This is a genomic window from Streptomyces asoensis, from assembly GCF_013085465.1.
GTDB classification, from domain to species: Bacteria; Actinomycetota; Actinomycetes; order Streptomycetales; family Streptomycetaceae; genus Streptomyces; species Streptomyces cacaoi_A.
In genome coordinates, this window is sequence record NZ_CP049838.1 from 3,162,203 (window position 1) to 3,181,633 (window position 19,431).

Annotated in this window: 20 protein-coding genes and 1 pseudogene; 11 read left to right on the plus strand and 10 right to left on the minus strand. The window is 71.6% G+C overall.

All coding sequences use genetic code 11. The annotated features are described in order from the left end of the window. Positions 1-16: 16 nt before the first annotated feature. Both G9272_RS14185 and G9272_RS14190 read left to right on the plus strand, forming a co-directional pair. Positions 17-649, plus strand: a complete 633-nt coding sequence (locus G9272_RS14185) for a response regulator transcription factor (RefSeq protein WP_171401978.1) — start codon at positions 17-19, stop codon at positions 647-649. 31 nt (positions 650-680) lie between these two features. Next, complete coding sequence (locus G9272_RS14190) at positions 681-2,153, plus strand: hypothetical protein (protein WP_171396925.1); 1,473 nt, start codon at positions 681-683, stop codon at positions 2,151-2,153. Between the two features lie 7 nt (positions 2,154-2,160). Here G9272_RS14190 and G9272_RS14195 read toward each other — a convergent pair whose 3' ends face one another. From G9272_RS14195 to G9272_RS14205, 3 genes are all read right to left on the minus strand, one after another. Next, complete coding sequence (locus G9272_RS14195; protein WP_171396926.1) at positions 2,161-2,811, minus strand: class I SAM-dependent methyltransferase; 651 nt, start codon at positions 2,809-2,811, stop codon at positions 2,161-2,163. 152 nt (positions 2,812-2,963) lie between these two features. Further along, positions 2,964-4,706, minus strand: coding sequence for an MFS transporter (locus tag G9272_RS14200; RefSeq protein ID WP_171396927.1), 1,743 nt, complete (start codon positions 4,704-4,706; stop codon positions 2,964-2,966). A gap of 191 nt (positions 4,707-4,897) precedes the next feature. Then, positions 4,898-5,563, minus strand: a complete 666-nt coding sequence (locus G9272_RS14205) for a TetR/AcrR family transcriptional regulator (protein WP_171396928.1) — start codon at positions 5,561-5,563, stop codon at positions 4,898-4,900. A gap of 194 nt (positions 5,564-5,757) precedes the next feature. Between G9272_RS14205 and G9272_RS14210 the strand changes: the two genes are divergently transcribed. From G9272_RS14210 to G9272_RS14235, 6 genes are all read left to right on the plus strand, one after another. Beyond that, positions 5,758-6,606, plus strand: coding sequence for an NAD(P)H-binding protein (locus G9272_RS14210; RefSeq protein WP_171396929.1), 849 nt, complete (start codon positions 5,758-5,760; stop codon positions 6,604-6,606). Between the two features lie 80 nt (positions 6,607-6,686). Next, a complete protein-coding gene (locus G9272_RS14215; RefSeq protein WP_437184272.1) occupies positions 6,687-8,120 on the plus strand; it encodes an MFS transporter in 1,434 nt (477 codons plus the stop codon). Between the two features lie 92 nt (positions 8,121-8,212). Further along, positions 8,213-9,205 (plus strand): N-acetylmuramoyl-L-alanine amidase, encoded by a 993-nt coding sequence (locus G9272_RS14220; protein ID WP_171396931.1) that lies wholly within the window; start codon positions 8,213-8,215, stop codon positions 9,203-9,205. A gap of 175 nt (positions 9,206-9,380) precedes the next feature. Continuing rightward, on the plus strand, positions 9,381-10,184 hold the full coding sequence (locus G9272_RS14225) for a DUF5336 domain-containing protein (RefSeq protein WP_171396932.1): 804 nt from the start codon (positions 9,381-9,383) through the stop codon (positions 10,182-10,184). A gap of 109 nt (positions 10,185-10,293) precedes the next feature. Next, the gene (locus G9272_RS14230) at positions 10,294-11,304 is read left to right on the plus strand and encodes an LLM class F420-dependent oxidoreductase (RefSeq protein WP_171396933.1); all 1,011 of its coding nucleotides are present in this window, start codon (positions 10,294-10,296) and stop codon (positions 11,302-11,304) included. Positions 11,305-11,368: 64 nt separating this feature from the next. Further along, positions 11,369-11,659: a hypothetical protein gene (locus G9272_RS14235; protein ID WP_054238057.1), complete on the plus strand. Its 291-nt coding sequence runs from the start codon at positions 11,369-11,371 to the stop codon at positions 11,657-11,659. 43 nt (positions 11,660-11,702) lie between these two features. Here the strand turns inward: G9272_RS14235 and G9272_RS14240 are convergent, their stop codons facing one another. From G9272_RS14240 to G9272_RS14250, 3 genes are read right to left on the minus strand one after another with little or no spacing between them, the layout of a single operon-like run. Beyond that, on the minus strand, positions 11,703-12,782 hold the full coding sequence (locus tag G9272_RS14240; protein ID WP_171396934.1) for a prenyltransferase/squalene oxidase repeat-containing protein: 1,080 nt from the start codon (positions 12,780-12,782) through the stop codon (positions 11,703-11,705). Then, complete coding sequence (locus G9272_RS14245; RefSeq protein ID WP_171396935.1) at positions 12,779-13,585, minus strand: class I SAM-dependent methyltransferase; 807 nt, start codon at positions 13,583-13,585, stop codon at positions 12,779-12,781. The genes G9272_RS14240 and G9272_RS14245 overlap by 4 nt, the downstream gene beginning before the upstream one ends. Next, positions 13,579-15,021 carry a glycosyltransferase family 4 protein gene (locus tag G9272_RS14250; RefSeq protein WP_171396936.1) on the minus strand — a complete coding sequence of 481 codons (1,443 nt, stop codon included), beginning with the start codon at positions 15,019-15,021 and terminating at the stop codon, positions 13,579-13,581. Before G9272_RS14250 ends, G9272_RS14245 begins: the two co-directional genes overlap by 7 nt. 209 nt (positions 15,022-15,230) lie before the next feature. On the opposite strand from G9272_RS14250, the gene G9272_RS14255 reads away from it, so the two are divergent. Further along, positions 15,231-15,851, plus strand: a complete 621-nt coding sequence (locus tag G9272_RS14255; RefSeq protein ID WP_171396937.1) for a TetR family transcriptional regulator — start codon at positions 15,231-15,233, stop codon at positions 15,849-15,851. A 241-nt stretch (positions 15,852-16,092) separates the two neighbouring features. Here G9272_RS14255 and G9272_RS14260 read toward each other — a convergent pair whose 3' ends face one another. The 3 genes from G9272_RS14260 to G9272_RS14270 form a co-directional block, all read right to left on the minus strand. Continuing rightward, on the minus strand, positions 16,093-16,365 hold the full coding sequence (locus tag G9272_RS14260; protein WP_253267792.1) for a ferredoxin: 273 nt from the start codon (positions 16,363-16,365) through the stop codon (positions 16,093-16,095). A 5-nt stretch (positions 16,366-16,370) separates the two neighbouring features. Then, on the minus strand, positions 16,371-17,828 hold the full coding sequence (locus G9272_RS14265) for an aldehyde dehydrogenase (RefSeq protein WP_171396938.1): 1,458 nt from the start codon (positions 17,826-17,828) through the stop codon (positions 16,371-16,373). A 141-nt stretch (positions 17,829-17,969) separates the two neighbouring features. Beyond that, on the minus strand, positions 17,970-18,587 hold the full coding sequence (locus tag G9272_RS14270) for a tyrosine-type recombinase/integrase (RefSeq protein ID WP_367398548.1): 618 nt from the start codon (positions 18,585-18,587) through the stop codon (positions 17,970-17,972). On the opposite strand from G9272_RS14270, the pseudogene G9272_RS45250 reads away from it, so the two are divergent. Both G9272_RS45250 and G9272_RS14275 read left to right on the plus strand, forming a co-directional pair. After that, a pseudogene (locus tag G9272_RS45250) lies at positions 18,540-18,650 on the plus strand (NUDIX hydrolase); the annotation flags it as partial. The gene G9272_RS14270 and the pseudogene G9272_RS45250 sit on opposite strands and share 48 nt — an antisense overlap. A gap of 21 nt (positions 18,651-18,671) precedes the next feature. Continuing rightward, on the plus strand, positions 18,672-18,872 hold the full coding sequence (locus G9272_RS14275; protein ID WP_171396939.1) for a hypothetical protein: 201 nt from the start codon (positions 18,672-18,674) through the stop codon (positions 18,870-18,872). Between the two features lie 210 nt (positions 18,873-19,082). On the opposite strand, the gene G9272_RS45255 is transcribed toward G9272_RS14275, so the two are convergent. After that, entirely contained in the window at positions 19,083-19,430 is a 348-nt protein-coding gene (locus G9272_RS45255; protein ID WP_253267793.1) for an HDIG domain-containing metalloprotein, read from the minus strand. Position 19,431 lies beyond the last annotated feature (1 nt).

The following is a 19,431-nucleotide window of genomic DNA, read 5'->3' on the forward strand; positions in this document are numbered from 1 at the left end:
TTGGCCCGTGAACGAGATGCCCCGCGACCATCGCCCCGCCAAGTCCATCAGGGTGCTGCTCGCGGAGGACCAGGGCATGATGCGCGGGGCGCTGGCCCTGCTGCTGGGGCTGGAGGCCGACATCGAGGTCGTCGCGCAGGTGGGCACCGGGGACGCGATCGTGGACGCGGCCCTTCTGCACCGGCCGGACGTCGCGCTCCTCGACATCGAACTCCCCGGCATCAGCGGCCTGGACGCGGCCGCCGAGCTGCGCGACCAGGCGCCCGGCTGCCGGGTGCTGATCCTGACCACGTTCGGCCGGCCCGGCTATCTGCGCCGGGCCATGGAGGCCGGGGCCTCGGGGTTCCTGGTCAAGGACGGCCCGGTGGAGGAGCTGGCGGCGGCGATCCGCCGGGTGCTGGCCGGCGAGACGGTCGTGGACCCGGCGCTGGCCACGGCCGCGCTGAGTGCCGGCCCGAACCCGCTCACCGCCCGCGAGTGCGACGTCCTGAAGGCCTCCGTGGACGGCGCGACCGTCTCCGACATCGCCGCCAGGCTGCACCTCTCGGAGTCCACGGTCCGCAACTACCTGTCCTCCGCGATCGGCAAGACGGGCACCCGCAACCGCATGGAGGCGATGCGGGAGGCTCGGCAGCAGGGCTGGCTGTAGAGGTCCGGACCGCCGCTGGCATAGTGCCCGCATGTCCTTACCGATACGGATCCTCAGGCGTCCGGCCGCGCTGGCGGCGAGCGTCGCGGCACTGTTCGCCACGGCGGTGGTGCCCGCCGCGGCCGACGGCACCGAGCAGGTCGCGATGCGGTTCGAGACCGCCGAGAGCTTCGTCATGTACAACGCCGACCAGGGGGCCGGGGCCGCCCCGAACAGCAGCTTCGCCGTCCCGGTCTACGTCGAGCCGAGCAAGGGTGGCGAACCGGCCCGCAACGTCCGGGTCGTCGTGGACGCGTCAGGGCTGAAGGGCATCGCCCGGCTCGCGCACAGCGACACGTGCCCCGTCGAGGGCGCTGTCTACACATGCGACTACGGCACGTTGCAGAACGGCGACGGCGAGAGCTACACGCCGCTCTCCCTCCTCGGGGTGGACGGCGTCGAGCCGGGCGACAGCGGGACGGTGACGTACACCGCGACCGCCGACAACGCGCCCACCATCACCGGCACCACCCGGATGACCGTGGGCGGTCCGACGCTGACCGCGCCCGGGCAGGAGAAGGGCGTGAGCGGGCTGGCTCCGGGAAAGTCCGCGAACGTGACGGCACGGTTGGCCAACAACACCCGTTTCCCCACGAAGGCGGGCGTCGCCCTCCAGGTCAACGTGTCGGAGGGGGTGACGCTGACCGCCCTGCACAGCAACTGCTTCTACGCGGGCCGCGCGCCCACCTCCGCCTGGTGCACCTTCCCCACGAAGGCCGCGGCGGGCGCCGCCTACCGCACCAGCGCGCCGCTGGTCTACACGGTCACGCCGCCCGGGAGACTGAGCGGCGAGGTGACCTACACCTGGTCGTCGCCCTCGGCCCGACCCGCCGATCACACCGTGCGCGGCACCGGCTCCCCGCTCACCCTGGTCCGCACGGCGGCCCAGAACTTCGACGACACTCACGGCAGGCTCGGGATCACCACCACCGTGCAGGTCGACTACCGTCCGGTCACCGCGACCGTGCGGGGCCGGGTCGGTGACACGGTGAAGGTGCGACTCGGGCTGGAGGACCTCGGTCCCGGCCGGGTGCTGGGCGAAGAGGACCAGGGCCGCTTCGAGGTGGTCCCGCCGGACGGCACCACGGTCACCTCGATCCCGTACGTCTTCGAGGGGGACGGTGGGAAGTGGGCCTGCGAGCGACCGGAGAAGCCCGGCGGGGCGTTCGTCTGCGAGATCGGCTCCGACCGCCTTTACGAAGCGCGGCACGAAGGGGGCACCACCGCGATCGACTTCCACATCCGCATCGACCGTCAGGTCCAGGGGGCGGAGGGCACCATCCGCACGTACAACCCGTTCGACCGCACCCCGGCCAACGACGTCGCCGTCATCCCGCTCGACGCCTCGCCCGCCTCGCCCTACCGATTCTCCAGTCACCCCTGGGCCTGGACCGCGGGCGCCCTGGTCCTCGTAGTCCTGGCAGCGGCGTACCTGCGTCGCCGCCGCGACGCGAAACCGTCGTGACCGCGTCCTAGATGCCCTTGCCCGTCCGTCGCAGCACCCGCAGCGAGCCGGTGTCCGAGACCTCGGTGAAGGCCCCGGAGTCCAGCGCGCGGAGGTAGACGCGGTAAGGGGCCTGGCCGGTGAACTCGTCGACCGGGTCGGGGAACACGTCGTGGATGACGAGGAGCCCGCCCTCGGCGACATGCGGCGCCCAGCCCTCGTAGTCGGAGGTGGCGTGCTCGTCGGTGTGGCCGCCGTCGACGAAGACGAGGCCGAGGGGCGAGTTCCAGAACGCGGCGATGCGCGGCGAACGTCCGACCAGGGCGACCACATGCTCCTCCAGGCCCGCGCGGTGCAGGGTCCGGCGGAAGGTGGGCAGGGTGTCCATCAGGCCGACCTCGGGGTCGACGGTCTCCGGGTCGTGGTACTCCCAGCCGGGCTGTTGCTCCTCGCTGCCCCGGTGATGGTCGAGCGTGAGCGCGCTGACCCCGGCCCGGCGGGCCGCGTCCGCGAGCAGGATCGTGGAACGCCCGCAGTAGGTGCCGACCTCGAGCAGCGGCAGCCCGAGCGCACCCGCCTCGACGGCGGCCGCGTACAGCGCGAGCCCCTCGTCGACCGGCATGAACCCCTTCGCCGCCTCGAACGCGGCCAGGATCTCGGGCTTGGGTGCCGCGGGCATGGGGGTCCTCCGGTGGTACGTGCGTATGGGTGTTCCGTGCGTATGGCCGCCCATGCTGCCGCACCCCCCGCCGCCGAGGCGACAGGGGGTGCGGAAACGACGGGCCGACGGGCCGAGGGGCGCGCGGGGTGCGCGGGCCGGGCCCGGCGGGGTCAGGCGCTGACCGTCTCGCCCGGCAGGGCCAGGTCCAGGTCGACCGGACGCTCGTCGCCCGCGTGGGTCGCGGAGCTCGCGAGCGGGCCGTGGCCGGTGGCCTTGGCGGCGAGGACGTAGGCGCCCTGGGCCGGGACGGCGAGGGCGTAGCTGCCGTCCTCCTGCGACAGGGTGGCGCCGGCCTGGCGGCCGCGGCGGTCGATGAGCGTGACCTTGGCGCGGGCGACCGGGACGCCGTCGGCGTCCAGGACCCGGCCGCGGAAGCCCCGCAGGACCTCCTCGGCGTGCTTCAGGTTGGCTTCCTCCTCGCTGCTGGCGCGCAGCTGCGGTACGGCCGACGGGCGCTGCTGCCTGGGCAGGAAGAGGGCGAGGAGCAGGCCGACCGCGACGGCGGCGGTGGCGATCAGGAAGGAGACGCGGAAGCCGTGCATGGTCGGTACGGCGACGCCGCCGACGTTGTTCGCGGTGTTGGCCAGCACCATGCCGATGACGGCGCTGGACACCGAGGTGCCGATGGACCGCATCAGGGTGTTGAGGCCGTTGGCCGCGCCGGTCTCCGAGGCCGGGACCGCGCCGACGATCAGCGCGGGCAGGGAGGAGTACGCGAGGCCGATGCCGGCACCGAGGACGACGGCGATGACGAGGCTCTGCCAGGCGGCGCTCATCAGGCCGAGGCCGGCGCCGTAGCCGATCGCGATGATCAGCATGCCGAGGATCAGGGTGAACTTGGGGCCGTACTTGGCGGACAGCTTGGCGTAGACGGGCGCGGTGAACATCATCGTCAGGCCGAGCGGCGCGACGAGCAGACCGGCGACGACCATCGACTGGCCGAGGCCGTAGCCGGTGGCCTTCGGCAGCTGGAGCAACTGCGGCAGGACCAGGGAGACGACGTAGAACGAGACGCCGACCATGATCGAGGCGAGGTTGGTGAAGAGGACGGCGGGGCGGGCCGTGGTGCGCAGGTCGACGAGCGGGGCCTTCAGCCGCAGCTCCATCACGCCCCACAGGACGAGGACGACGGCCGCGGCGGCGAAGAGGCCGAGGGTGGTGCCGGAGGTCCAGCCCCAGTCGCTGCCCTTGGTGATCGGCAGCAGGAATAGCACCAGACCGGTGGAGAGGCCGATCGCGCCCGCGACGTCGAAGGTGCCCTCGGCGCGCGCCGGGGACTCGGGGACGACGAGGAGGGTGAGGGCGATGGCGAGGGCTCCGAGGCCGGCGGCGCCGTAGAACAGGGCGTGCCAGTCGGCGTGCTGGGCGATCAGGGCCGCGAGCGGCAGGGCGAGGCCGCCGCCGACGCCGATCGAGGAGCTCATCAGGGCCATCGCCGAGCCGAGCTTCTCGCGCGGCAGCATGTCCCGCATCAGGCCGATGCCGAGCGGGATCGCGCCCATCGCGAAGCCCTGGAGGGTGCGGCCGGCGATCATCGTGATCAGGTCGCTGGTGAGGGCGCTGACCAGCGCGCCGACGACCATCACCGCGAGGCTGACTATCAGCATGCGCCGCTTGCCGTACAGGTCGCCGAGGCGGCCCATGATCGGAGTGGCCACGGCGCCCGACAGCAGTGTCGAGGTCAGGACCCAGGTGGCGTTGCTGGGCGCGGTGCCCAGCAGCTGGGGCAGGTCCTTGATGACCGGGACGAGCAGGGTCTGCATCACCGCGACCACGATGCCCGCGAAGGCGAGCACCGGGACGACGGCTCCGCTCGCTTCTCGGGTGGGCGGGCCGGTCGTCGTGTGCGTCATGGGGTGGGGCCTCCGGGGCAGGTCGTTCGGGGATTACATGGGAACTGAACCTGTATGCATGGGCAACTATTCCGATGCTTTGGCGTACTAACGATTTCTTTATCTTCTCTTGAAGAAGTGGCCGGAAGACGGCCTTGCCCCGGCAGCCGGGAGCCCGTCGGCGGGTAGGCGGGCGGGAGTCGGACGACCGGTCAGCGGGCGGGGGTCTGGAGGATGCCGCTGAGCAGCACGTCCAGGCCCCAGGTGTCGCGGTCGCCGGGCGAGAACAGGGCCGGTCGCAGCGCGGTGATCATCGGGTAACGGTCGGCGGGCAGGGCCGCGTAGTGGCGGTCGGCGTCCGCCACTACGGTCTCCTCCTTGCCCCCCTTGGTGAGATAGGCGCTCTGTTCGGCGGCGGCCGCGGCGCTGTGGAGATGGAGCAGGTCGACGGCCCAGGCGGCGGTGATGTCGTCGAGGCCGCCCTGTTTGAGCAGCGCGAGCATGCGGTCGAGGACGAGCAGGGCGTTGGCCCCGGTGGGGATCGCGCCGAGGGCGACGGCGGCCAGCCCCTCGTGCCGGCTCATGGCCTCGACGGTCGCCGCGACCAGCGCGTGCAACTGCTCCCGCCAGGTGCCCTCCGCGGTGAGCGGGACCCGGGCGAGCGCCTCGTCCAGCATCGCGGCCATCAGGTCGTCGCGGTTGGCGACGTAGACGTAGAGCGAGGCCGGCCCGGTGTCGAGTTCCTTGGCGACGCGGCGCATGGTCAGCGCGTCCAGCCCGTCGCGGTCCAGGATGGCCAGCCCGGCCCGCACGATCGCCTCGCGGCTGAGGGGGGCCTTGGCGGGGCGCGCGCGGCGGCTGATCGGCTCGGGGGTCACGGGGAGAGGGTAACGGCCACGAACGCCGGTCGCCACGAACGACGACCGTGACGAACAACGTTTGACACGAACAGCGTTCGCTCCCTAGTGTCTCGACCAAGGCTGCACGAACAGCGTTCGCCACGAACACCGTTCGCAACACCCAGGTCAACACCCAGAACACCGAGTTCGCAGCACCCAGAAAAGGAACCGTCATGATCCTGATCACCGGAGGCCGCGGCGCAGTCGCCACCCGGCTGCTCGCCCTCCTGCACGCCGACGGCATACCCGTGCGGGTCGGCTCCACCGCCCGCGCCGACCTCACCCCGCCCCCCGGCGTCGAGGCGGTCACCCTCGACCTCACCGACCCCGCGACCTTCCCCGCCGCCCTGGCCGGCGTCACCTCCGTCTTCCTCTACGCGACCCCCGACCACATCACCGACTTCGTCGACCACGCCCACCGGGCCGGCGTCACCCATGTCGTGGTGCTGTCCAGCTCGAGCGTCCTGGGCGTCCTCGAGTCCGAGCCGAAGGACGACCCCCTGGCCGGCTCCCATCTGGCCGTGGAGCGGGCGCTGCTCGCCTCCCCGATCGCCACCACCCTCCTGCGGCCGGGTTCCTTCGCCTCCAACGCCGCGTCCTGGGCCTGGTCCATGAGGGCCGGACTTCCCGTCAGCCTGCCCTTCCCCGGCGCCCACACCGACCCCCTCCACGAGATGGACCTGGCCGAGGCCGCCCACGCCGTCCTCACCGACCCCCGGCACCGCGGCGGCCGGTTCACCCTCACCGGACCCGAGTCGCTGACGTTCGCCGAGCAGATCGAGCGGCTCGCCGCCGTCACCGGCCGCGCCATCGCGGTCAAACACGTCACCGCCGAGGAGTGGAAGGAGGAGACCGACGGGCACATCCCCGCCGTCTACGCCGACGCCCTCCTCGCGTGGTGGGCGTCCACGGACGGCAGGCCCGTCCCCCTCACCCGCACCGTCGAGGAACTCACCGGGCACCCCGCCCGCTCCTTCACCGTCTGGGCCACCGACCACATCGCCCACTTCACCGCCTCCTGAGCCACCGACGGCCCGGGACGGCCTCACACCCGCGCCCTAGGTCCAAATCCCGATGCAAGGGGCGCAACTCGGTTGAGACCATGACGCCCATGCTGGAAACCGCCGACACCACCCGCGCCCGGAGATCCCGCCGTCCCACCGCTCCCGCCTGGCTGCTCGTGGCACTCGCCTGCGCCGGACAGTTCCTCGTCGTGCTCGACATGTCCGTGGTGAACGTGGCGCTGCCGTCGATCCGGGCGGATCTCGGAATGAGCGCCTCGGGCCTGCACTGGGTGGTGAACGCCTACTCGATCGCCTTCGCCGGGTTCATGCTGCTCGGCGGCCGGGCGGGCGACCTCTACGGCCGCAAGCGGATGTTCCTCACCGGCCTCGCCCTGTTCACGCTGGCCTCGCTGGCCGGCGGCCTGGCGCAGGACGGCCGGCAGCTGCTGCTCGCGCGGGCCGTGCAGGGGCTGGGCGCGGCGATCCTCGCGCCCGCGACGCTGACGATCGTCACCTCCGCCGTGCCGGAGGGCGCCGCGCGGGCCCGGGCCATCGCCACGTGGACGGCGGTCGGCGCGGGTGGCGGGGCCGCCGGCGGGCTCGTCGGCGGAGCGCTGGTGGACCTCATGTCCTGGCGCTGGGTCCTGTTGATCAACGTCCCCTTCGGTGTGCTGTTGCTGGCCGGCTCGCTGTGGTGGCTGACCGAGAGCCGGGCCGGGGACGGCCGCCGCCCGGACCTGCCGGGCGCGCTGCTGGTCACGGCCGGCCTCGCCACGCTGGCGTACGGCATCTCGCGGACGGAGGCCGAGGGGTGGACGGCGCCGGCCACCCTCGTCCCGCTGGCCGCCGGGCTCGCGTCGATCGGCCTGTTCCTCGCCGTGGAGGCCCGGACGGCGGACCCGTTGATGCCGCTCGGGCTGTTCCGGCTGCGGGCGGTGTCGGCGGCGAACGCGGCGATGTTCGTGAACGGCTCGGCCATGTTCTCCATGTGGTTCTTCATGACGCTGTACGCACAGAACGTCCTGGGCTACACCCCGCTGGAGGCCGGCCTGGCGCTCGTGCCGAGCTCGCTGGCCATCGTCCTCGCCGCGAAACTCGCCCCCCGTCTCATGTACACGGCCGGGGCACGCACCGTGGCCACGCTGGGCACGCTGCTCGCGGCGACCGGCTTCGCCTGGCAGTCGACGATGAGCGCGGACGGCGGGTACGTCACCGGGATCATGCTGCCGGGCGTCCTGATGATGCTGGGCGCCGGCCTGGCCTCGACCCCGCTCGCCTCGCTGGCCGTCTCGGGCGCGGCGCCGGGCGAGACGGGTCTGGTGTCCGGCCTGGTCAACACCTCCCGCACGATGGGCGGCGCGCTGGGCCTGGCGGTGCTGTCGACGCTCGCGTCCGCGCGCACGGCGGGACGCGGCACGCCGGAGGCGCTGACGGAGGGGTACGCCCTGGCCTTCCGCACCGGCACGGGCGTGCTGCTGGCGGGAGCGGTCCTGATACTGACGTGGCTCCCACGCCGGACCTCCGCCCCCTGACAGCCGAGCGGAGGCGACCGGCCGGACGCCCGTCATCCGTCCGGCCGCCGTCCTCGTGAGACCTCGTCGGGGTGGCCGTTAGGGTGGCAGGCGTGTCGTACGCAGGCTCGAACCCCGGTCCCTTCGATCCCTCCGATCCCTTCGGCCCCTCGCGGCCGCGCCGCTCGCCGCTGCGCCGCCCGCTGACCGTGGCGCTCGCCGCGCTCGTGCCCGGGGCGCTGCTGGGCTGGCTGGCGTACGAGGCGCTGGGCGGGACCGGAAGCGGCGGGGCGAACGGGACCGGGGCGGGGGCGGCGCCGAGTGTGCTGAGCTCCCCCGCGGACGGCGCGGGCAGTGCGGGCGGCGACGGGAAGACGGGTGTCGGTACGGGCACCGCCTCCGCCTCCGCCCCGGCCGGTTCCGGCGCAACCTCGCTCCAGGGCAAGGTCGTCGTCATCGACCCCGGCCACAACCCCACCAACTACCAGCACACCGCCGACATCAACCGCAAGGTGGACATCGGCACCAACCGGAAGGAGTGCGACACGACGGGTACGTCCACGAACTCCGGTTACAGCGAGGCGGAGTTCACGCTGGACGTGGCCCACCGGCTGCGCACGCTGCTCCAGGAGCAGGGCGCCACGGTGCGATTGACGCAGGACGGGGACCGGCCGTACGGCCCGTGTGTCGACGAGCGCGCCCGGATCGGGAACGCGGCGCACGCCGACGCGGTCGTCTCGATCCACGCCGACGGCGCCGGGACCGGGCAGCGCGGCTTCCATGTGATCCTGCCGGGCGCGGTGCACGCGGGTGCCGCCGACACCCGCGCCATCGTCGCCCCGTCGAAGGACCTCGGAAAGCTGATCGCGGGCGACTTCACCCGGGCGACGGGCACTTCGCCGTCCAACTACGTCGGCGACGGCACCGGTCTCGTCACGCGTGAGGACCTGGGCGGTCTCAATCTGTCAACGGTTCCCAAGGTGTTCATCGAGTGCGGCAACATGCGCGATACCAAGGACGCGGCGCTGCTGACCAGTGGCGCCTGGCGGCAGAAGGCGGCGCAAGGGATGTCTGAGGGAATCGTGAGTTTCCTGCACGGGTCGTGATCAGGGCACTCATCCCGGCGGACAGCGCGATCGTGGTGACGATAGTGTCGTCCCTACGATGAGGGGCCACCCCCGCGCTTCACACAGGGGCCTGACGGCGACATGGTGACAGCGACGCCTCTACCGATTTGTGCATGCGTGTACCGATGACGAGACGACTGACGAAGGACCTGAAGTGAATATCCGCTCCCTCACTCGAGGCGACGGCGTGGTGATCGGAGCAGCGGTATTGCTGTTCATCGCGTCGTTCCTGGACACGTTCGACGGCTCCGGCAGTGACGTCCCGAACGCCTGGGACAACCTCGGCCTCGTAATGAGCATGTATCTCGGCGGAATCATCGGTGCCGCCCTGATCATCGTCGCCCGCGCGCTTCCGCAGCCGCGCAAGGTGGCCGGCATCGACCTGGGGCAGTTCGGTGTCGCGCTGACCGTCTTCGCCGCGTGGACGGCGTTCTGGACGATCATCGACCCGCTCGGCGCGTTCAGCGACACCTTCGGCAGCGCGGATGTCGACACCGGCTCCGGTCTCATCCTGGGCCTGATCGCCGCGCTGCTGCTGGCCGCCGGCGCGATCGCCACCCCGCTGGTGCCCGCCCTCCAGGCCGCCCTCATCCCGGCGCCCAAGCCGGCGGCCCCGCAGCCGTACGGCGCGCAGCCGCCCGCCGGTTACGGCTACCCGGGCGCGCCGCAGCCGTCGGCGTTCGGCGGTCCGCCGCAGCAGGGCCAGCCGGGCCAGCCGCCGTTCGGCGCCCAGCCGGGTCCGGCGCAGCCGTCGGGCGGGGACTTCTCCCCGTTCTGGTTCGCCGTGCCGGTGCCGCGTCCGCTGTACGCGGAGGACGGCGCACCGATGCCGATCGCCGAACTGGCGCCGGGCACCTGGTACCTCGCGGTCGAGCAGGGCGCCCAGGGTCTGGTCGCCCAGACCCAGGACGGCCGCCGCGGTGTCCTGCGGGACGCCTCCGGCATCCAGCGCGGCTGAGCCCCGGCTCCCGCACAGCCTCATGCACGGCCCCTCGCCCTTCCGGGCGGGGGGCCGTTGTCGTACAGTCGCAGCCTTCCCTTGTCTGACACACCGTCAGGAGGCGGGCATGCGGCTCGGTCTGGCGCTCGGCTACTGGGGCCGCGGCCCCTCCCCCGACCACGTGGAGCTGGCGCGCGAGGCGGAACGGCTCGGTTACGACTCCGTGTGGACGGCGGAGTCCTGGGGCTCGGACGCCTTCACCCCCCTCACCTGGATCGCCGCCCGCACGTCGACGATCGAACTGGGCACGGCGGTCGCGCAGATGGCGGCCCGCTCCCCCACCACCACCGCGATGCACGCCCTGACCCTGGACCATCTCTCCGGCGGCCGGATGACGCTCGGGCTCGGCCTGTCCGGCCCCCAGGTGGTGGAGGGCTGGTACGGCCGGCCGTTCCCCAAGTCCCCCCTGACCGCGACCCGGGAGTACGTGGACGTGGTGCGCCAGGTGCTGCGCCGCCGGGCGCCGGTGGAACTGGACGGCCGCTTCCACTCCCACCCCTATCGCGGCCCGGACGCGACCGGCCTCGGCAGACCGCTCAGGTCCATCACCCACCCCCTGCGCCCCGACCTTCCGGTGCTGCTGGGCGCGGAGGGTCCGCGCAACGTCGCCCAGACGATCCGTATCGCCGACGGCTGGCTGCCGCTGTACTGGTCGCCGAACCGGCCGGACGCGTACGGCCCGGCGGTGGCCGAGCTGCCCGAGGGCTTCCGGGTCGCACCCCTCGCCCAGGCACGGATCTGTGACGACGTCGCCGAGGGCCTGCTCCCCGTGAAGACCATGCTCGGCTTCTACATCGGCGGCATGGGCCACGCCACCCGCAACTTCCACGCCGACCTGATGGCCCGCATGGGATACGAGGAGGAGGCCCGGCACATCCAGGAACTCTTCCTGGCCGGGCGGCGCGAGGAGGCGGTGCTGGCCGTCCCGGACGCCTTCGCCGACGAGATCTCCCTGGTCGGACCGCGTGAACGCGTCGCCGAACGGCTGGAGTCCTGGCGCAAGGGGCCGGTGACGGACCTGCTGGTCGTCGCCCCGGACCGGACGACCCTTCGGGTGCTGGCGGAGCTCAACTCATAGCCACGGGCGCACGGAGAGCGAACACTCCACGTTTCAACCGGGATTCCGGGGCCAGACGGAAGTCATGTCTCGATATCGCAGTGGTTCCAACTCCGCCGGAACGGTCATAGCGGTGGTCGCGGACGTCATGGCCGTCATCCTCGGGCTGTGGATCCTCATGTACCTGCTGGACGCCAACCGGGGCAACGACCTGGTCCAGTTCGTGCATGACGCGGCCAACTGGCTGGCCGGCTGGTCACGTGACCTGTTCACGTTCGACGAGGCGTGGGCGCGGGTGGTGGCAGGGTACGGCCTCGCAGCGGTCGTCTACCTGTTCATCGGCCACGCGATCGCCAACCGGGTCCACCGCCACTAGGGCAGCTCCCGGGGCGGGTCCTGGGACCTGCCCCGGGAACGGGTCAGGCGCAGCAGTCCGCCTCGAGCCCGGACAGCCCGGACGGCAGCTGCTCCCCTCCGAACACGGCGCAGGTGGCCTCGTGACCACCGAGGGCCGCCACGGCGAGCAGCAGCGACCCCGCGGTCCAGGTGGTCAGCTCCCGGGGCCAGATCGCCTCGTCCTCGAACACGAATCCCGTCCAGTACAGTCCCGACTCCGCGTCGCGCAGATGCTGGATCGACTGAAGGATCTCCAGCGCCCGGTCGGATTCGCCCATCGCCCACAGCGCGAGGGCGAGTTCGGCCGACTCGCCGCCCGTCACCCACGGGTTGGGGACGACACAGCGCACGCCAAGACCCGGGACCACGAACCGCTCCCACTCGGCCTCGATCCGGGACTTGGCCTCCGTGCCGGTCAACGCGCCGCCCAGCACCGGGTAGTACCAGTCCATCGAGTAGCGGTCCTTGTCGAGGAACCGCTCGGGGTGCCGCCGGATGGCGTGCCGCAGCGCACCCACCGCCAACTCCCAGTCGGGCTGCGGCTCTTCGCGCTGCTCGGCGATCGCCAGCGCGCAGCGCAGCGCCTGGTGGATGGAGGAGGAGCCGGTGAGCAGCGCGTCGGCGGTCGGGGTGCCGTCGTCCTCGCGCCGCCAGCCGATCTGACCGCCGGGCTGCTGGAGCCGCAGCACGTACTCGACGGCCGCGTAGACGGCCGGCCACATGCGGTCCAGGAAGGTGTCGTCACCGGTGGACAGGTAGTGGTGCCAGACGCCCACGGCGATGTAGGCGACGAAGTTCGTCTCGCGCCCTCGGTCGGTGACGTCGTCGAAGGCGCCGTCCGCGTACGCCGCGAACCAGGAACCGTCGTCGTTCTGGTGCCGGGCCAGCCAGGTGTACGCCCGCTCGGCGGCCTCGTGTTCGCCCGCCGCGTCCAGCGCCATCGCGGCCTCGGTGTGGTCCCACGGGTCGAGGTGGTGGCCACGGAACCACGGGATCGCGCCGTCCTCACGCTGCATGGCGAGGATGCCGGTGACGGTCGCGGCGGCCTGCTCGGCGGTGAGGACCCCGGGCAGGACGAGGTGTTCTGTCCGGGGGGTGGTCACTTGGCGTCCGCCCCGGTCTTCTCGGTCTTCTTGATCTTCTCGGCCTGTTCGGCCTGTTCGGTCTTCTCTGCCTGCTCGGAGAGTCGCGGCAGGTGCGGCTTGGTCGCGTACGCCACGAAGCTCTTGCCGATGAGCGGGTTCAGCGCCTGCTCGGCGACCCGGGTGGCGAGGGGTTTCTTCATGATGTCCCAGACCAGCAGCTTGTGATACGCCCGCACCGGCAGCGCCTTGTCGTTGTCGACGCCGAAGGCGCACTTCAGCCACCAGTACGGCGAGTGCAGCGCGTGGGCGTGGTGGGTGCCGTACGGCTTCAGGCCCGCCTCGCGGATCTTCGTGAGCAGCTCGTCCGCCCGGTAGATGCGGATGTGGCCGCCCTCGACCTCGTGGTAGGCGTCGGAGAGCGTCCAGCAGACCTTCTCGGGGCCGTAGCGCGGGACGGTGATGGCGATCCGGCCGCCCGGCTTGAGCACCCGCACCATCTCCGCGAGGACGCCCTTGTCGTCCGGGATGTGCTCCATGACCTCGGAGATGATCACGACGTCGAAGGACTCGTCGGGGAAGGGCAGGGCGAGGGCGTCGCCCTCCATGGCCGTAGCGGTGGCGCCCTCGGGGGCCTCGCCGGCCTCCTTCATCGCCGCGAACCACTTGGCGACCTCGCGGATCTCCTCGGCGTTCTGGTCGAGGGCCACGACCTGCGCGCCACGCCGGTAACACTCGAAGGCGTGCCGGCCGGCACCGCAGCCCAGGTCCAGGACTCGGTCGCCCGGGGCGAGCGGGAACCGGGAGAAGTCGACGGTCAGCACGTGGCCCTGCTTTCGCGATCGCGATCGGATGCTTCGGATACGGCGTCGATGTCGGCACCGGCCCCGGCACCGACGGACTCGACGGCTTCGGGGGCGGCGGCAGCCGCGGAAGCCTCGGCGACCCGTGGGCGACCGCCGTCGGCTATCGCCTCGCGGTACCGGGCCACGGTCCCCTCGGCGGCCCGCGCCCAGGTGAACCTCTCGAGCACCCGTTGCCGTCCGGCCGCACCGAGCCGGGCCCGCAGCTCCGGGGCGCCCAGCAGCCGTCCGAGACCCGTGGCCAGCGCACCGGAGTCGCCCGGCGGCACGGCCAGGCAGGTCTCGCCGTCGCGCCCGGCGACCTCGGGGATCGCCCCGCCGGTCGTGGCGAGCAGCGGGGTGCCCGTGGCCATGGCCTCGGCGGCCGGCAGGGAGAAGCCCTCGTACAGCGACGGCACGCAGGCGACCTCCGCCGAGCGGACCAGGTCGACCAGTTCGGCGTCGGAGATGCCCTTGACGAACTCGACGGCGCCTTCGAGGCCGTACCGCTCGATCGCCTGCGCGACCGGCCCCTCCTGCGGGCGCTTACCGACGACGACGAGATGGGCGTGCGGGTGCTCGGTGCGCACCTTTGCCAGCGCCTCGACGAGGAAGACCAGTCCCTTGAGCGGGACGTCCGCGCTGGACGTCGTCACGATCCGGCCCGGTACGACGGCCACCGCGGGGTTCGGCGAGAACAGGTCGGTGTCGGCGCCGATGTGGACGACGTGGATGCGGTCGTCGCGGACGCCGAGGTGGTCGATGATCTCCTGGCGGGAGGTGCCGGAGACGGTGAGCACGGACGGCAGCCGGCGCGCGACCCGCTTCTGCATCCGGGTGAACGCGTACCAGCGGCGCACGGAGGCCCGGCGCCGCCACCCCTCGGCGGCGTCCAGCTCCAACTGCCGGTCGACGGTGATGGGGTGGTGGATGGTGGTGACGAGGGGCGCGCCGATGTCCCCCAGCAGCCCGTATCCCAGGGTCTGGTTGTCGTGCACGATGTCGAACTCACCGCTGCGCGCGCGGAGATGGCGGCGGGCCCGCAGCGAGAAGGTCAGCGGCTCGGGGAAGCCGCCGGTCCACATCGTGGCGACCTCGAGGGCGTCGACCCAGTCGCGGTACTCGTCGCGCTTCGGGGTGCGGAAAGGATCCGGCTGACGGTAGAGGTCGAGGCTGGGCAGCTCGGTGAGGGTGAGCCGGTCGTCGTGGCCCGGGTCCAGCACCGGATAGGGCTGGGAGCCGATCACCTCGACGCGGTGACCGAGACGGGCGAGCTCACGCGAGAGATGCCGTACGTAGACACCCTGGCCCCCGCAGAACGGGTTCCCCTTATAGGTGAGGAGAGCGATGTCGAGCGATCTCCCGCCGTCGGCGGCGAGCTCGTGCCGGGGCCCTGCCTGACTGGCCTCAGCGGTCACTCCGGGCCCCCTTCTGCCTGCATTGTCCCGCGAGACTACGACGGGACGCTAATCTAGAACAAGTTTCAGACTTGATCGTTCGGGAGGCTCTGAATCTACCGGCAGGTAGGAGGGCTGTGAGCAGTGGATCAGGTGATTCACGCCACGGCCGACCGCCCCGTCGAGCTGTGCGCCCACTGAGCCTCACCGACTGTCACGGAACGGGACCCATGTCTGCGGAAGCCAGCACTCAGCACCCTGCCCACTCCCCGCTCACCCAGCGGCAGGAGGAGCGTCGGCGCCGCATCCTGCACGCGAGCGCGCAGTTGGCCAGCCGGGGCGGGTTCGACGCGGTGCAGATGCGGGAGGTCGCGGAGTCCTCACAGGTCGCCCTGGGCACGCTCTACCGCTACTTCCCCTCCAAGGTGCACCTGCTGGTCGCCACGATGCAGGACCAGCTGGATCACATGCACGGCACGCTGCGGAAGAAGCCCCCGACGGGCGAGCGGGCGGCGGACCGCGTCGCGGAGACCCTGATGCGCGCCTTCCGCGCCCTCCAGCGCGAGCCGCACCTGGCGGACGCGATGGTCCGCGCGCTCACCTTCGCCGACCGCAGCGTCTCACCGGAGGTCGACCAGGTCTCCCGTCAGACGACGGCGATCATCCTCGACTCGATGGGCCTGACCGATCCCACCCCGGAGCAGCTCTCGGCGGTCCGCGTCATCGAGCACACCTGGCACTCGGCGCTCATCACCTGGCTGTCGGGGCGCGCGTCCATCGCCCAGGTGCGGATCGACATCGAGACGGTGTGCCGACTGATCGACGTGACGGACCCCCGGACCCACGAGTAGGACACGCGAGCGGGACGCAGGAGTGGACGCACGAACGGGACCTACGAGACGACGAGGGCTCCTTCAGATCCTGTCCCGCGACCTTCAGGTCCCTCGGTCCGTCCGTCGACGTCGGCCTCAGCGGATGCCTTCGCGTCACGCAGAAGTCGGCTACTCCGGTCGGACCCCCTCATTCGCCTCGTAGGCCACTACCAGGATAAAACGCCCCAAACGTGACGCAATACCCTATCGGGAAATTTCTTCACTCCTCCGGCGGGAACACCGCCTCACCGCTGCCCACCAGCGTGATCATGATCGCCTCCACCGGGCAGCTCTCCGCCGCCGCCAGCACCCGCTCGTTGGCGTCCATGTCCGGCTCGACCGGATGGGACTGGCGCGCGGTGTCGAGCCGGAAGCCGTCGGGCGCGTGGTGGATGCACTGGGCGGATCCGATGCACAGGGACCGGTCCACCTCGACGCGCCACCGGTCCCCCGCCCCCACGCCCGAATCGGCTCGCGCGGGAGGTACCTCCACCCTGCTCACCCTTCCCACCCCGCCGGCAGGTGGATCATCTTGTGCTCGAGGTACTCGCCGAATCCCTCGGGCCCGAACTCCCGCCCCAGCCCGGAGTTCTTGTAGCCGCCGAACGGGCCGAGCATGTCGAGGCTGAAGGTGTTCACCGAGTACGTCCCGGTACGGACCTGCCGCGCGACCTCGATGCCGTGCTCGACGTCCGCCGTCCACACGCTGCCGCTGAGCCCGTAGTCGGAGTCGTTCGCGATCCTCAGCGCCTCGGACTCGTCGCCGTAGGGCAGCAGGCAGATCACCGGCCCGAAGATCTCCTCGCGGGCGATCCGCATGGAGTTGTCGACGTCGCCGAACAGGGTCGGCTCCACGTACCAGCCGCGGTCCAGGCCCGCCGGACGTCCGCCGCCCGTGAGGATCTTCGCGCCCTCCTCCTGCCCGATCCGGATGTAGTCGAGGTTCCGGCGCTGCTGGCGCCGCGCCACCAGCGGGCCGACCTGGGTCGCCGGGTCCAGCGGGTCGCCGACGACCAGCGCGGCCGCCGCGGCGGCGAAGGCGTCCGCGAACTCGTCGTAGCGCGAGCGCGGCAGGAGGATGCGGGTCTGGGCCACACAGGCCTGCCCGTTGTTCATCCAGGCGGCCGAGACGATCCCGGGGACGGACGTGGCGATGTCCGCGTCCGGCAGGACGACCGCCGCCGACTTGCCGCCGAGTTCCAGGGTCACGCGCGTCAGGTTCCTGGACGCCACCTCCATGACCCGCTTGCCGGCCGCGACCGACCCGGTGAACGACACCTTGTCGACGCCCGGATGCCCGACCAGGTACTCGCTGACCTCGCGATCCGCCGGCAGGATCGACAGCACGCCCTCCGGCAGCCCCGCCTCCCGCGCGATCTCGGCCAGCAGATACGCGTCCAGCGGCGACTCCGGCGACGGCTTCAGCACCACCGTGCAGCCGGTGAGCAGCGCGGGCGCGAGCTTGGCGGCGGCGACGAACTGCGGGACGTTCCAGGGGACGACGGCCGCGACCACCCCCACGGGCTCGCGCCGCACAAGGATCTTCCCGAGCACGCCGTCGCGCCGCTCCTCGTAGGTGAAGCCGCGCGCGACGGTGATCGCCGCGTCCCACACCATCATCGCGCCGAGGGCCTGCGCGAGGACGCTCCAGGAGTACGGCGAGCCGTTCTCGGAGGAGATCACCCGGGCGATCTCCTCGTGCCGCAGCGCGATGCCGTCCTTGATGCGGGTGACGACGGCGATCCGCTCGTCGAGCGACAACCGGGGCCAGGGCCCCTCGTCGAAGGCCCGCCGCGCCGCGGCGACCGCCCGGTCCACGTCGGCGGCCGACGCGTGCGGCACCCGCCCGATGACCTCCTCGGTGTGCGGCGAGACGACCTCGATGACGTCCTTGCCCAGGGGGTCGGTCAGTTCCCCGCCGATGAACAGCTGTCCGTGTTCCACGAGCTCGGCCATGGCCACTGCCTTCGTCTACGTTTCTGACGGTGTTTCAGGAACTGATACCAGTTCTAGTTAAAGTAGTCCACGGACAGCACGAGAATGCCCCTGACCAGCGGTTTCCCGATGATCAGGGGCGGGGTCGAAACCCGTGGGCCGTCAGGGGGCCGTCGGGGGCCTGCGGGCCCTCCGGTACATCTCGTCGACGGCCTTCCGCGTACGCGTCTCGCTGCTCGGCATGAGGTGGGTGTAGGTGCGCAGCGTGAACCCGGCGTCGGCGTGGCCGAGGTAGGCGCTCAGGGCCTTGATGCTCTCCCCGGAGTCGAGGAGCACCGAGGCGTAGAAGTGCCGTAGCGCGTGCATGCCGTCTTCGCGGGACTCCTTGTACCTCTCCCCCGGTCCGGGCTTGGGGATCACTCCCGCCGCAGCGAGCGCAGGCTTCCAGGCGTGTGCGTTGAAGGCGTTGCGCCAGACTGCCCCACCCTCAGCACCCGTGAAATACAGGAGCCTGGTCACCGGCTCTCCGTCGGGGCGCATCCAGGGCAACGTGACTTCGGCCGGCGGGAAGGCCGTCATGTGCTCGGCGAGCGCGGAGGCGACCGAGTCCGGCAGCGGCACGTCACGGAGCTTGCCGTTCTTCGGCGGGGCGAAGACCAGCTTCCGATCCACGATCTTGACCTGCTGGGTGACGTGCAGGACGCCGGACAGCGGATCCACCTCGTCGACGGGGAAGTGGCGTTCGTCGACCCGAGCAGGCTGGACGAGCTGAACATCCACCCGTCCATGCGGATGCGGATCGAGCACGGGTTGGCCGGCCGGGCAGAGCCCTACATCGGCTGAGGGTGTCGGTAGGGTCCACCCATGAAGGAAACCGACCCGTCAGCGGAAGCGGACAAGGGGCGAGTGCCGCTCTGGTTGGACCCCAACGACCTGCGTTGGCTGGCCGACCACTGCTGTTGCCCTGCGGACGCATCCGATGCGGACAAAGATCGCTGCGGACGGTTGCGATTCCGCGCCAGCGCCGCGCTGCACAAGCACGGACACTCCCGTTTGACCGAGTGATCAGGTACTGACTCCCAGGCGGTTCCGCGTCCGCTCAACAGCAGCGCCGAGGTACCGCCGCGCCTTGCTAATCGCGTTGTGCACTTCGCTGCCCGGCTCGTAGCGGACGAGGGTCTCGTCAATGCGAGTGTCGAAGTCGAAGGACTGCCCCGCGGGGCCGGTAGTCATGTCGGCCATGATCAGGGCATCCAGAACCGGCGAGTCTTCCCGCTAGTAGACGGCCAGCTCCGCCGTGAGGCCGCGTTGCTCTGCCTCGTAGACGGCCCCGGAGTGATGGGCGACCAGCCGTACGAGACGCGCAGGCGCACCCAGCGTTTCCAGGTGACGCGCGCCGTCGATGGGGTGGAATCCGGTGTCCCGCAGCTCGGGGGCGTAACCGATGTCGTGCAGCCACGCGGCGGCGACGAGGAGATCCCGATCAGCCTCAGACACAGCCCCGGCAAGCTCTTGCGCCCGAGCGGCCACGGCCTGGGTGTGCAGCCAGCGGTTCCCCAGCGGGGGCAGCAGGGACTCGGCGAGCTCCGCAGCCCCTTGGGGCGTGTCCAGTGCAGAAGGCATG